Here is a 13,374-nt window from a genome sequence, read left to right on the forward strand (position 1 = left end):
GGATTACACCTGCTCCGCAAACTTGCGTTCATCCGCGATCACTTCACCATCGCGCACGGTCAGCACACGTGTTGCATGAGCAGCCACCGCAGGATCATGCGTGACCAGCACCAGCGTCGTTCCTTCGCGCTGATTCAAATCAAGTAGCAGATCCATCACGTGAGCGCCGTTCTTTGAATCGAGATTCCCTGTCGGCTCATCGGCCAGCACAATCGGCGGACGCAGAATGAACGCACGTGCTAATGCCACGCGCTGCTGTTCTCCACCAGAAAGCTGAACAGGATAATGCTCCGCACGTTCGCCAAGCCCCACCGCTTGCAGCAACTCCATCGCACGTTCACGGCCAGCCTTTTGCTCGTTTGAAGGCGCATTCAACTCATGCGGCAACAACACATTCTCAAGCGCTGTAAGCGTAGGAATCAGTTGATAGCTCTGAAAGACAAAACCAATCAGCTTGCCGCGCACTTCCGCAAGTTTGTCTTCTGGCAGATAACTGATCGCGGTGCCGTTCAGAATCACTTCGCCAGCGGTTGGCGTATCAAGTCCCGCCAGCAATCCAAGCAATGTACTTTTTCCGGAACCAGATGAACCCACGATAGCGACGAACTCGCCCGCGGCAACATCGAACGAGATGCCACGAAGAATCTCAACGGTACGAGATCCGGTGCGAAGGGATTTGCGGAGATCGTTCACTCGGATGGAAGTTGCAGTCGTCGGAGTCAGGCGGTTACTCGCTTTCTGGCGGAATCTGCTATGGTTTGCAACAACGGAGAGCCGGAGTTGAGGTCGATGATACAGCGTTCCCCCTTCACACTTATGTGTACGTTTGCCGTGGCCGCAATGTTCCTGTTGACTGGCTGCGAACCCAAACATCACGACCTGACCACCGATAGCAAAAACGGCGGAGCAACGCCAACGGGCACCATGCAACTGAAGTCCGATACCGTTGCTTCCTCAAATGATGTTGACGACGGTCGTCCCGTGATCGCCTGCTTCGGCGACAGCCTGACGGCAGGCCTGGGCGTCGATCTGGACAGCAGCTATCCTGCAGACCTCCAACGAGAACTGGATAACGCTGGTTATCGCTATCGTGTGGTCAACATGGGCATCAGTGGCGACACCACCAAGGACGCACTGGCGCGGATTGACCGCGTGATCGCTATGAAGCCGGCGATCACCGTTGTGGAGTTTGGGGGCAACGACGGCCTTCGCGGCGTCCCGGTTGCGAACTCCCGCCAGAACCTCGATGACGTTCTTAGCCGCCTCACCCACACTGGGACACAGGTTGCTCTCGCCGGCATCACGTTGCCGCCACAGTACAGCGCGCCGTACATCCAGCAATTCAACGAAACGTATACGGTGCTCTCAAAGAAGTACTCCGTGCCGTTACTGCCGTTCGTTCTTCAGGACGTCTACGGAGTGCCCGGAAGCATTCAGTCCGACGGCATCCACCCCACAGCACAAGGCTGCAAGCAGGTAGCAAAGAACGTGCTCACCTTGATTCACCCGATGCTAAAGAAATAACGCCGATCTCAGGCAATGTTTACGTGTGGCTGGATCAGCGTTCCAGCCACGCGCTTTCCAATGCCCAGCAGTTCTTTGCTGCCGTTGAAAATCCGCACCAGCGGCGCATCAGAAAACTCCGGCAGATTCACTGCCATGCCGTTACGCAGCCTTGTCTGTGAGCCCTCATCCGCAGTCACCGCAGGCATCTCCGGCAGTACTGTACGAGGATGCCGCATCAGTTGTTGCACCGTGCCTGCATTTGCCGCTTCAATCAACTGCTCGCGGCTCACTGCATGCGCCAGCGTGAACACGCCCGCCTGCGTCCTGCGCAGCGACGACAGATGCGCGCCGCAACCGGCAAGCTGTCCCAACTCATGTGCCACGGAACGTACGTAGCCACCCGATGAAACGTGCATGGCAAAGCGGGCGGTATCACCTTCCAACTCAGTCAGCGCAAAATGATGAATCGTAATGCGCGCCGGTTTTACTGCCACTTCTTTACCCTGCCGCGCCAACTTATGCGCCGGAATCCCGCCAATCTTCTTGGCAGAAAACACCGGCGGAACCTGGTCAATTGTTCCGTGAAAATGCGCACCCAACGCACGCAATTCATCGAGCGAACAACGCAAAGGCTGCGACTCGCCTGCAGGTTGGCCTTCGGCGTCGTAGGTGTCAGTGGCAAAGCCAAAACGAATCGTGCCGGTGTACTGCTTGTCCGCCGCATTGAAAAACTGCGCCAGGCGCGTCCATTTACCCAGCAGCAACGGCAAAACGCCAGTCGCCATGGGGTCCAGCGTGCCAAGATGGCCAACAGATCGTTCCCCGCTGGCACGCCGCACCAGCGAAACAACATCGTGAGAAGTAAGTCCGGAGGGTTTATCGAAAATCAGAAGGCCGTTCATTGCAACCTTTCCATTAGACCACCGTTCCCTCAGGAAACCGAACGACACGCCTAATGCGCGGCCGGCAGCAGCCGTGAAAATATTCTGCGATATATCTTGCATCCGATGACGGAAAGGAGTATCTAAGATATATCTCACGATATATCGCGAGAAGGAGGCACGAAATGTTTAAGTTTTCTATGCACTGCCCCGATCCTCGGGGATTCCATCGCGGAGACCGTCGTGGACGGCGCGATGACCGCTTCGCCGGAGACTACGCGGAAGGTCGCGAGGGATGCTTCCCCGGAGGTCACCACGGACGTTTCGGCGGACCGCGAGGCCCATTCGGAGAGGGTTTCGGCCCCTTCGGCAAAGGCCGCGGAGGATTCGGCGGCGGACGCGAACGCCTGTTTGATAGCGGCGTGATGCGTCTGGTTATTCTGCGCGAATTGGCCCAGGAACCGGCCTACGGCTACCAACTCATCAAGCGACTGGAAGAGCGTATGGCGGGTGGTTACCGTCCCAGCGCCGGCGTGATCTATCCCACGCTGACCATGCTTGAGGAGCAGGGCTTCACCGTCGCCACCGTCAACGAAGCAGGCAAGAAGGTCTACTCCGTCACCGACGAGGGCAAGGCATTCCTCAACGAAAACCAGGAACGTCTGAACGAACTGGAACACCTGATGAAGGCTGCCGGACGCGGATTCGCTCGCGGCCGCTCGCCCGAAATCATGGAAGCCATGGGCGCGCTGCGCGAAGCCATCGGCGATCGCATCCGTCACGAAGACAGCACACCGGAACAGATCCGCAAGGTGGCGGAGGTGCTGCAAAACGCAGCCAAAGCCATCCGCGAAATCTAGTCTTCAACCTGCAGTAGAAACAGGAAAAGGCCCGCAACAATGCGGGCCCTCTCTTTTAGTTAAGAAACTGAACTACAGCGATGACCGACGGATCAGCGAAAGAAACTCATTCCGCGTCTGCGCACTTTCACGGAAGCATCCCAGCATCGTCGAAGTCGACGTCATACTTCCCTGCTTCTCCACGCCACGCATCATCATGCACAGGTGCTGCGCTTCCAGAATCACCGCCACCCCCTGTGGATGGATCGCCTCAACGATTGCATCGGCAATCTCGCGTGTCATACGTTCCTGCACCTGCAAACGACGCGCATACACATCCACCAGCCGAGCCACCTTGCTCAGGCCAATCACCTTACCCTTTGGAATGTATGCAACGTGCGCCTTGCCGAAGAACGGCAGCATGTGATGCTCGCACAGTGAATAAAACTCAATATCGCGAACAATGACCATCTCGTCATAGTCCACATCGAACAGCGCACCACGCAGAATCTCAGTTGCACTCTGCTCGTATCCCTGCGTCAGATACGTCATCGCCTTCGTGATGCGTTCCGGCGTCTTGATCAATCCATCGCGAGCAGGGTCTTCACCAAGCCGGCGCAGCAATTCGCGATGAATGTCTTCTGTACTCGCCGCATGCAATTCCAGTGCGGGATCTACAACAGCAGTATGTGTCTCCAAACGGCTATCTTCCATCAATCAAACTCTTTCACGCGCAGCTACGAAAGCAACGGCTGCGTCCTGTTATCTGACGGCAGATCGAAACTGTTATTCGCCGTCTCTTCAATCCGTATTGCATGAAGCCGCAGCTTCCCCGCTGTATCCAGCTTCGGCACCTCGCTGCGGAAGATGCGTTCCACTTCAATCGTCAGGTTCTCCGTCGAAGGCACGAAATCACCAGCAAACACCGGATCATCATTCATCGAAACCTGGTCAAACCTGTCGATCAACTCACGCTGCGCCAACCCATCCAGCTTCGGCATATCCACCACAAAGCCTGTCACCGGATCAATCGGCCCTGCGACGGTTACTTCAACGAAGTAGTTGTGCCCATGCCCGAACGGGTTGTTGCACTTCCCATAGGTGTCACGGTTTTGCTCGATCGAAAGCGAAGGCGCGTTTAAACGATGCATCGCCGAAAACCGATATCGCCGCGAGAAGTATGCCAGCGGAGCCATCAGGCCTCCTCGCCGTAATAATCGGCAAACAGGTCATCCATCTCATACACGCGCACGCGATGCAGCTTCGCATTCGGAATCTTCCCATCCAGCCGACGCCAGATGGCCACCGCAATATTCTCCGTCGTGGGCACCGTCGACGCAAACTCCGGCACTTCGTGATTCAGATGGCGATGGTCATACACGCTGACCACCTGCTCTTCCAGAATGTCTTTCAACAGCTTCAGGTCCACCACAAACCCGGTGACTGGATCCACCTCGCCACCCACCGTCACTTCCAGCGTGTAGTTATGCCCATGCCCATTCGCATTGGCACACTTGCCAAAAACAGCAAGGTTCTTCTCCTCGCTCCAATCAGGGTTGCGATAGAAGTGCGCGGAAGAAAAATCGGCTTTGCGTGTCAGGTAAATCATCGTTTGTCAGTGTATTGGATGTCGGAACACCCCGAACCGTTTCATGGGCAAACATCAATCCCAGCAGGCAGTTAAGTCGTGTACTCCCGCCCCTTCCAAACCACGGCCCGAGCAATCTTCACCTTCTGCCATGACCGGAACAGCAACAACGCAAACAGCGGCAGCGCCACAATACTCAGCACGCGGTCCACAAACGGCACATTCGACCGCCCCACCCGCCCGAAGTACCGCACCACCACCCGCAGCCACAGAATCGCAATCGTCAGAACCTGCCAATACACCAGGTTCGGCCACACAAACGGCAGCAGCGGCAGCCCAAGCAGCAACACAAAGTTCAACAGAGCAATAAACGCCATGAACAGAGGATTGCGGAACAGCAGAGCCAGGTTCTTCGTCCAACCCTCCACCATCTCCGCCGTCGTGCGGTACATCCGAGCCGACACCGCCTCCGCCGCATAACGAAAACGAATCGCATGCCGACGCTTCACCTTCTGCGCCAGCGCAACGTCTTCCAACACCTCGGCCGCAACAGCCTTATGCCCGCCGACGTCAAAGTACACCTGTCGCCGCACCAGCAGAAACTGCCCATTCGCCGCCGCGATCGGGCTGGAAGGATCGCTCACCTTCTTCGGTGGATACGTACTGGCAAGCTCCGAAAAGATCAGCGGCATCACCGCGCGCTGCGCCAGATTCGCGTTGATCTGCTTCGGCGAATAGCTCAGTAGAGCCACATCATGCCTCTCCGCCTCCACAATGGCCCTGTGCAGCGAGTTCGGCTCATGCAGCGTGTCCGCATCCGTAAACAACAGCCACTTCGCCGTCTGCGCCACCGGCTGCTGCGCGCCCAGCCACAACGCCGCATTTTTCCCGGTAAATCCCTTACGCTGCGACTTCAGCGGCTCGGCGCGAAGAACCTGAACGCCGTCGCGCCCCTCCCCCAGCTTGGACGCAATGGCAAACGTCTCATCGGTCGAGCTGTCATCGATCACAAGCAGATGCCAGTGCTTCCCCAGCTCAAACCCCGGCTCACTCTGCCTCAGCAGCGATTCCATGCAGCCGCCAATGTTTAGCTCTTCATTCCGCGCCGGAATCAGCACCGTCAGCGCGTGCGTGGAAGGCTCATCTTCCACAATCTTTGAGGACGCAGCCGCCTCCCGCCGCGCCGAAGCGGCCGAAGGGCTACCGTCAAAGCGAAACTCAAATTTCGGGGCCGGTTTGGTCAAATCCGGCGTCTTGTCCTGATCATCAATCATGCGCCTTCGTATTATAGGAAGCGTGAGATTCCGCGTCGCCTCCCGTTCCCTGATTCTGTCCGCCAGCCTGCTGGCCCCTGCCCTTTTCGCGGGCTGCAACCGCGGCGACCATCCGCAGCAAATCGCAGAAGTAGCGCCTGATTTCACCGTCCACAACGGCGCGCAGAACATCCAGCTAAGCAAGTTCCGGGGCAAGGTCGTTCTGCTAAACTTCTGGGCCACATGGTGCGCGCCCTGCATCGACGAGCTACCCAGCCTCCAGCGCCTCCAAGCCCTGCGCCCGGACATCCAGGTGGTCGCCGTCTCCATCGACGACGACCCCGACGCCTACAACAAGTTTCTGCAGCAATACAGCATCAACCTGCTCAGCGCCCGCGACGGCACGCAGGGAGCCAACCTGAAATACGGCTCCGTCCGCGTACCGGAGACCTTCCTGATCGACCGCCAGGGCAACATCCGCCGCAAATTCATCGGCCCGCAAGAGTGGACCAACTCCGAGATCATGAGCTATCTCGACAAAATCTAAGATCAACAGGCATTGAAAAGGCCCGGCTTTAGCCGGGCCTTTTCGTTTGGAATGCAGACTATTTCACACTTGGCGCATCATCCGCAGACAAATCACCCAGCGTGTACTGAATACCCGCCAGCACATGCGTCATGATCGGCGTCATGGCATAGATGTGTTCGCTATGCCCCAGCGCCTCGTAGAACACGCGGCCCTTACCTTCGCGATGAATCCAGCTCAACGCATAGTCGCCATCCGTGCGCTTCGTCGCAGCAGGCTCCTTCGCCTTGTCCTCAGCCGACATCTTCGAGTAGTCCACACTCGTCAGCACGTGCACATTCTTGCGGCTGAACGACTCCTGCAGGAACGTGTAAATCTCGTCGTGCACCTCAAACTCGCGGCCATGGAACATCGCCGTCAGCGGGCTCTTCGGATCGTCAATCTTCACCCACACCGGCTGCGGATACACCCAGTGAAACTTGAAGAAGCCGCCAATCATCTTGTTGAACTCCGGCCACGTCCCCTCCGGCTTCAGCCCCGAATCGCGCGCCGGTACCGTGTGATACGTGTCGCCCGCAGCATGAATGCCGGCAATGCCATGACCGCTACGCACAAAATCCATCAACGCCTTCTTACGTGCATCGGTTGCCGGGTCCTTCGGATCACCCAGGAATTCCAGCGTGGTGCTGTCCAGGAAAATGCCGTCGTAGTTGGCCAGGTTTGCGGCGTTGATATCAGCAGAATCGTAGGTGATGGTCGCGGTATAAGCGCCCGTCTTCTCGCCCATCGTCTTCACCGTCTCCGCGGCCAGCGGAATCGACGAATGAAAGAATCCCGCAGCCTTGCACAGGATCAGCAGCTTGCGCGCCTGCTTCGGCTTTGCCGGAGCCGTCAGCGGCAGGTTATCCAGCATGGCAACATAGTCTTCTAACTGCGACTTCTGAATCTGCACGCCATCCTTAATCGATTGCGGACGCCCGGGGCTAGGCACCGTCTTCTCTTTCAACAGCGCAGTGGAATCCTGCGCAATGGCACAGGTGGCAAATAACAGACAGGCAACAGCAGCAAGCGGACGGATCACGGTTCCTCCAGGGATTTCGGTAACGTTCTGAACCGTATCAATGTGAAAAGCGGCGCGTCAACGCCGCTTCTCAGTTTCACCGCAAGATGACGCTATTGCAGCTTCGGTCGGCCGTCGCAGAATACCCGGAACGAACGCCCGCCCAGAATCACCTTGTCTCCAATGTCCGACTCGGCAAACGGATCATCCACATTCTGCGTATCCAGCACCTGGTGCCACGGCGTATCTCCCGGCGGCGGCGGCAACGTAAACTCCACTCCATCGGCCGCAGCATTCACCATGAACAGGAAGCTGTTGTCCTTGATCGGAACGCCATCCTCGTCAGTCACGCCTAACGTGCTGCCGTTCAACATAAAGGCCAGCGAACGCTGCCATCCGGCGCCCCAGTCCTCTTCATGAAACTCCTCACCGTTCGAGTTGAACCACGCAATGTCACGCACCACGGAACCGCGAATCGTACGGTCCTGAAAGAACTTTCTGCGCCGCAGATTCGGATGATTCTTGCGCAACTGAATCAGCTTCGTGGTGAAATCCATCAACCGCTTCCGCGGAGGATCCAGCTTCCAGTCGTACCAGGTGATCTCGTTGTCCTGGCCGTAACCATTGTTGTTGCCACGTTGCGAACGGCCCACTTCATCGCCACCGCAGATCATGGGCACGCCCTGCGACAACACCAGCGTCGCCAGGAAATTGCGCACCTGCCGCTCGCGCAATTCGTTAATGCCTGCGTCGTCCGTTGGTCCTTCCGCGCCCATGTTCCAGCTATCGTTGTTGTCGGCGCCATCGGTATTGTCATCGCCGTTGGCTTCGTTGTGCTTGCCATTGAAGCTGACAAGGTCTGTCAACGTGAAGCCATCATGCGCGGTAACAAAGTTGATCGACGCATATGGCCTGCGTCCATCCTGCTGATACAGATCGCTCGACCCCGTAATGCGATAAGCGAAGTCTGACAGCAATCCTTCATCGCCCTTCCAGAACCTGCGCACCGTATCGCGATAGCGACCATTCCACTCCGCCCACAGCACAGGGAAATTACCAACCTGGTAGCCGCCCTCACCCACATCCCACGGCTCCGCGATCAGCTTAACGCTTTGCAAGATCGGGTCCTGATGGATGACGTTGAAGAAGCTCGACAGCTTCGAAACGCCATCCTGATCACGTGCCAACGTAGCCGCAAGATCAAAGCGGAAACCATCCACATGCATCTCCGTCACCCAATAGCGGAGAGAGTCCATCACCAGCATCAACACCTGCGGATGCATCACGTTCAGGGTGTTGCCCGTACCGGTGTAATCCATGTAATACCGCGGATTATCTACCACTTGCCGGTAATACGTGGTGTTATCAATTCCCTTCATACTCAGCGATGGCCCCAGGCGATTGCCTTCGCAGGTGTGGTTGTAGACCACGTCCAGGATCACCTCGATGCCCGCCGCGTGCAGCCTCTTCACCATCTCCTTAAACTCACGCACCTGTCCGCCGGTATCGCCAGAAGAACTGAAGCGTGACATGGGAGCGAAATAGCTGAGCGTGTTGTAGCCCCAATAATCGCGCAATCCACGATCAATCAGGTGGCCTTCATCAATGAAGTGATGTACCGGCAGCAGTTCCACCGCCGTAACACCCAACATCTTGAAGTAGTTAATGCTCGCTTCTGATGCCAACGCCGCATACGTCCCGCGCAGCTTCTCTTCCACCATCGGATTCTGTTTTGAAAATCCGCGGACATTCACCTCGTAGATCACTGAATCCGCAAGCAGCGTCTGCGGAGGACAATCATCCCCCCAATCAAACTTCGGATCAATCACCACAGACTTCGGCACACCCGCCGCAGAGTCCTGATCATCTTTCTTCAGATCGTCGCCGCTGATCACGTCATACGGAAAGATCGGCGCCTTCCAATCCACCTCGCCCGTCAGCGCCTTGGCATACGGATCGCACAACAGCTTCGCGGAGTTGAACCGCAGCCCCTTCTCAGGCTCCCACGGACCCTCCACACGATAGCCATAGCGCTGCCCTGGCTTAATCCCCTTCACCAGTCCATGCCAAACAAACGCTGTGCGTTCTTTTAGTTCAATGCAATCAGTCTGTTTGTCCTCCTCATCAAAAAAACAAACAGAGACTCCAGTTGCGTTTTCGGAATACACCGCAAAATTTGTGCCGCGTGATGAAGAAGTGGCTCCCAATGGATAGGGAACGCCGGGAAGAACAGTTCGGTTCATTAACTTTCCAATTCCTTTATGTCTGCGAAATCCCCCTATGGGATGCACCTTTGCTCTGAGGGGATGGGCGCGCACTTTCCACAGCAAGGCCGCCGCGCGTACAGTGGTTTCGTTTCATCAACTTCCACTGCAAGGAATCTCCGGTAATGCGTTGGATTTACACGTCTGTCCTCGTGCTCACTTCCGCAACTCTCATGGCGCAGTCACCAGCGACGCCGCGTCCCACAGGTGGACCAAAACCGCAGGCCGTTCCAACCGACTGGAATAATCACGACGGCTACACGTCGCTCTTCGACGGCAACACACTCAGCGGCTGGGCAGGCGACGCAAAGGTGTGGAGCGTGGAAGACAACGCCATCGTCGGCCAGTACAAGTCGCCGGAAGGCGGACGCAATCCCGAAACCTTCCTGATTCTTCAAGGCAAGGAACCTGCAGACTTCGACCTTCGACTTGAAATCAAGCTGCAAGGTGTCACAGCCGACAGCGGCATTCAATACCGCAGTTACATCGCACCGCCAACGCCGCCACGTCCCGGTGCACCTGCCATGCCTCAGGCCGATCCGCGCTACATCGTCGGCGGTTATCAATGCGATGCGAACTTCATCGGCAACTACACCGGACAAGTCGTCGATGGCCGCGGCCGCATCATCGTCGCATCACGCAGCGAAGTGGTTCACGCAGAAACAGGCAAGCCAATGGAACGCATCGCCGTCGTAGGCACCCGAGAAGAACTCGGTGGCTACTGGCATCCCAACGAGTGGAACCAGATGGAGATCGTCGCACACGGCCACGTCCTGACACATATTCTTAACGGCCACGTCATGGCCGTCTTCATTGACGACGACACAACAAAGCTCCGCGAGAAAGGCCTCCTCGCGCTGCAAACCGCAGGCTCAGGAACCGTCAAAATATCCTTCCGCAACTTGTGGCTGAAAGACCTGCAATAAAAAAGGAGGCTGCCGGCAGGGCAGCCTCCGCTCAAATTTAAACCTACTTCTCTTCGATGCGTTCATCGAACATCCAGCGTCTCCACCGTTCAGGCAGTCCCGCCGCTTGCCCTCCGCGATGAACCTGACCTCGACACAACCGGACCAGCGCAACGATCGATCCGACCAGAACGAAGCCGTACCACGCGATTAAGATCACAGAGTCCAGAAGCCTTAACATCGCTCACTCTCCACTGAGATGTTACGCCGCTGGCCTGAGAAGTATCGACGTACTTACTCCGAGTAATACTCAAGCCCAAGATGCGTGATCAGGTCCTCGCCCATAACGTGGCGTAGCGTGTTCTTCAGCTTCATGCTCTGAATAAACAGATCATGCTCAGGGTGAATACCAGGAGCAGCATCCGGAGCCTTGAAGTAAAAGCTCAGCCACTCCTGAATACCCAGGTGCTTCAGGCTCGGCGTACGCGCAGCCAGATCCATAAACAGGCACAGATCAAGCGCAAGCGGCGCAGCAAGAATTGAATCGCGGCACAGGAAGTCCACCTTCAACTGCATGGGATATCCCATCCATCCAAAGAGGTCGATGTTGTCCCAACCTTCCTTGTTATCGCCGCGCGGAGGATAGTAATTAATCCTCACCTTATGGAAGATGTCGCCATATAAGTCAGGATGCTTATCCGGCTGCAGAATATATTCCAGCACACCCAGCTTCGACTCTTCCTTCGTCTTGAAGTTATCCGGATCGTCCAGCACTTCCCCATCGCGATTGCCCAGGATGTTCGTCGAATACCACCCATTCAATCCCAGGTAACGAACCTTCAACGCAGGCGCCAGCACAGTCTTTATGAATGTCTGCCCCGTCTTAAAATCCTTACCGGCAATCGGCGCGCCAGCCTGCTTCGACAACTCACGCAACGCAGGAATATCGCACGTCAGGTTCGGAGCACCGTTGATGAACGGTACGCCTTCTTTCAAACACGCCCACGCATACAGCATCGACGGTGCAATGTCCTCGTCATCTTCGACCAATCCCTTTTCAAACGCAGCCAGCGTCTGATGCACCGCCTTCTCCTTGAGAAAGATTTCGGTCGATCCTGTCCAAATCATCACCTGTCGATCGCTCTTGCTTTTGAACTCCGCAATGTCATTGCGAATCTGATTCGCAAGATCGCACTTGTTCTTCCCCGTCTTAATCTTCTTCGGGTCCAGGCGCTTCACATAGCGCTGATCGAACGCCGCAGGCATCGGTTCAATGCCTTCCAGGAACGGACGCATCTCCTCCAACTGTTCACGGTCCAACACCGACGCAGTCTTCGCCGCATCGAACAGATTGCCACCAAAGATGTCCCATCCCGTAAACACAAGATCATCCAATCCCGCCAACGGAACAAAGTCCTTGATCAGGGGCGAATGATCTTCCGTGCGCTTCCCCAACCGGATCGTGCCCATCTCCGCCATCGATCCCACGGGCTTCGCCATGCCGCGACGCACAGCTTCCACACCGGCAATCATCGTCGTGGCCACCGCGCCCATCCCCGGCATCATCACGCCCAGTTTTCCCTTCGCGGGTGCAATATCCGTTGCCTTCGGCTGCGTTGCTGCCTGCTCCATCTGCTTCTCCTCAATGCTCATGAGCAACGCGCCAAACCACGTTGCCTTCAACACCAACCTGAAGCATCTCCACACATTCCGCAACATCGCAGCTGCTTGATTTCGCTCAATAAACACGAGGGTTATCGATAACGTCCCGTTAAGTTATCGGTGTCTGATTTTCTTGAAATTTCTTTTACGCAAGCCCATAAAAACCCACATGAGAAGATCAAGTAAGTTTCCTAACCGGACGGCAACGCAACTCATGATTCTGTATGTAGCCACATCCAACGCAGGCAAGCTTCGCGACTTCCGCACCGCCGCAACCGACACACCGGGCTTCGATATTCAGCCTCTGCCCGGCCTCGCAGACATCCCCGCGCCACCGGAAGACGAGCCCACGTTCGAAGGCAACGCACGCATCAAGGCTGCGTACTACTCAAAATTCGCGCCCGGACACTGGGTCATCGCAGACGACTCCGGTCTTGAAGTCGATGCACTCAACGGCCTCCCCGGCGTCCGCTCCGCACGCTACGCCGCCGACCTCAACTTCCCCTCCACAGGCAACGGCATCGACGCAGACAACAACGTTGCCCTACTGCACAACCTGAAAGACGCAACCAGCCGCACCGGCCGCTACCGTTGCGCACTCGCACTCGCAACCGACGGCAAAGTAGAAGCCGTTGCCTTCGGCAAACTCGAAGGCAACATCCTCACCGCACCACAAGGCGAACGCGGCTTCGGCTACGACCCATACTTCTTCGCGCCCGAACTTAACGGCACCATGGCAGAAGCCAGCGATGAAGATCGCCTCCGCGTAAGCCATCGCGGACGCGCACTCCGCGCTCTCTTACGACAGTGGCGAGCCTGCTGATCTCTCGTATCCGCACAAACAGCGACCGAATAAGTCCCATATCGGTTACCGCCCGATTCATTCGATA

The 13,374-nt window shown here is 56.7% G+C and carries 14 protein-coding genes; 5 read left to right on the plus strand and 9 right to left on the minus strand.

The genetic code is table 11. The features are described 5' to 3' along the window. Positions 1-3: 3 nt before the first annotated feature. Positions 4-693, minus strand: a complete 690-nt coding sequence (locus tag M504_RS18600; RefSeq protein ID WP_156994010.1) for an ABC transporter ATP-binding protein — start codon at positions 691-693, stop codon at positions 4-6. A gap of 96 nt (positions 694-789) precedes the next feature. Between M504_RS18600 and M504_RS18605 the strand changes: the two genes are divergently transcribed. Next, positions 790-1,524, plus strand: a complete 735-nt coding sequence (locus M504_RS18605; RefSeq protein WP_052201078.1) for an arylesterase — start codon at positions 790-792, stop codon at positions 1,522-1,524. An 8-nt stretch (positions 1,525-1,532) separates the two neighbouring features. Here the strand turns inward: M504_RS18605 and truB are convergent, their stop codons facing one another. Continuing rightward, the gene (gene truB, locus M504_RS18610; protein WP_047497131.1) at positions 1,533-2,408 is read right to left on the minus strand and encodes a tRNA pseudouridine(55) synthase TruB; all 876 of its coding nucleotides are present in this window, start codon (positions 2,406-2,408) and stop codon (positions 1,533-1,535) included. A 164-nt stretch (positions 2,409-2,572) separates the two neighbouring features. Between truB and M504_RS18615 the strand changes: the two genes are divergently transcribed. Then, entirely contained in the window at positions 2,573-3,247 is a 675-nt protein-coding gene (locus M504_RS18615) for a PadR family transcriptional regulator (protein WP_052201047.1), read from the plus strand. Between the two features lie 72 nt (positions 3,248-3,319). On the opposite strand, the gene folE is transcribed toward M504_RS18615, so the two are convergent. The 4 genes from folE to M504_RS18635 all read right to left on the minus strand — a co-directional run bounded on the left by folE (position 3,320) and on the right by M504_RS18635 (position 6,088). Continuing rightward, complete coding sequence (folE, locus tag M504_RS18620; RefSeq protein WP_047497133.1) at positions 3,320-3,940, minus strand: GTP cyclohydrolase I FolE; 621 nt, start codon at positions 3,938-3,940, stop codon at positions 3,320-3,322. 23 nt (positions 3,941-3,963) lie between these two features. Next, positions 3,964-4,422, minus strand: a complete 459-nt coding sequence (locus M504_RS18625; protein WP_047497135.1) for a 6-carboxytetrahydropterin synthase — start codon at positions 4,420-4,422, stop codon at positions 3,964-3,966. Then, positions 4,422-4,835, minus strand: a complete 414-nt coding sequence (locus M504_RS18630) for a 6-carboxytetrahydropterin synthase (RefSeq protein ID WP_047497138.1) — start codon at positions 4,833-4,835, stop codon at positions 4,422-4,424. The genes M504_RS18625 and M504_RS18630 overlap by 1 nt, the downstream gene beginning before the upstream one ends. Before the next feature lie 71 nt (positions 4,836-4,906). Continuing rightward, positions 4,907-6,088, minus strand: a complete 1,182-nt coding sequence (locus M504_RS18635) for a glycosyltransferase family 2 protein (protein WP_084214537.1) — start codon at positions 6,086-6,088, stop codon at positions 4,907-4,909. 22 nt (positions 6,089-6,110) lie between these two features. Here M504_RS18635 and M504_RS18640 point away from each other — a divergent pair, with 22 nt between their 5' ends. Next, the gene (locus M504_RS18640; RefSeq protein WP_047497140.1) at positions 6,111-6,614 is read left to right on the plus strand and encodes a TlpA disulfide reductase family protein; all 504 of its coding nucleotides are present in this window, start codon (positions 6,111-6,113) and stop codon (positions 6,612-6,614) included. A 58-nt stretch (positions 6,615-6,672) separates the two neighbouring features. Here M504_RS18640 and M504_RS18645 read toward each other — a convergent pair whose 3' ends face one another. Together M504_RS18645 and glgX are read right to left on the minus strand one after the other, a co-directional pair. Then, positions 6,673-7,674 (minus strand): ThuA domain-containing protein, encoded by a 1,002-nt coding sequence (locus M504_RS18645; protein WP_232296362.1) that lies wholly within the window; start codon positions 7,672-7,674, stop codon positions 6,673-6,675. Positions 7,675-7,766: 92 nt separating this feature from the next. Beyond that, entirely contained in the window at positions 7,767-9,896 is a 2,130-nt protein-coding gene (gene glgX / locus M504_RS18650; RefSeq protein WP_047497142.1) for a glycogen debranching protein GlgX, read from the minus strand. A 146-nt stretch (positions 9,897-10,042) separates the two neighbouring features. On the opposite strand from glgX, the gene M504_RS18655 reads away from it, so the two are divergent. Beyond that, the gene (locus M504_RS18655; protein WP_047497144.1) at positions 10,043-10,843 is read left to right on the plus strand and encodes a DUF1080 domain-containing protein; all 801 of its coding nucleotides are present in this window, start codon (positions 10,043-10,045) and stop codon (positions 10,841-10,843) included. A gap of 273 nt (positions 10,844-11,116) precedes the next feature. Here M504_RS18655 and M504_RS18660 read toward each other — a convergent pair whose 3' ends face one another. Then, positions 11,117-12,454 (minus strand): inositol-3-phosphate synthase, encoded by a 1,338-nt coding sequence (locus M504_RS18660; RefSeq protein WP_047497415.1) that lies wholly within the window; start codon positions 12,452-12,454, stop codon positions 11,117-11,119. 244 nt (positions 12,455-12,698) lie between these two features. On the opposite strand from M504_RS18660, the gene M504_RS18665 reads away from it, so the two are divergent. Further along, entirely contained in the window at positions 12,699-13,307 is a 609-nt protein-coding gene (locus M504_RS18665; RefSeq protein WP_047497146.1) for a non-canonical purine NTP pyrophosphatase, read from the plus strand. Positions 13,308-13,374 lie beyond the last annotated feature (67 nt).

This window comes from Terriglobus sp. TAA 43 (genome assembly GCF_000800015.1).
In the GTDB taxonomy this organism is placed as follows: Bacteria; Acidobacteriota; Terriglobia; order Terriglobales; family Acidobacteriaceae; genus Terriglobus.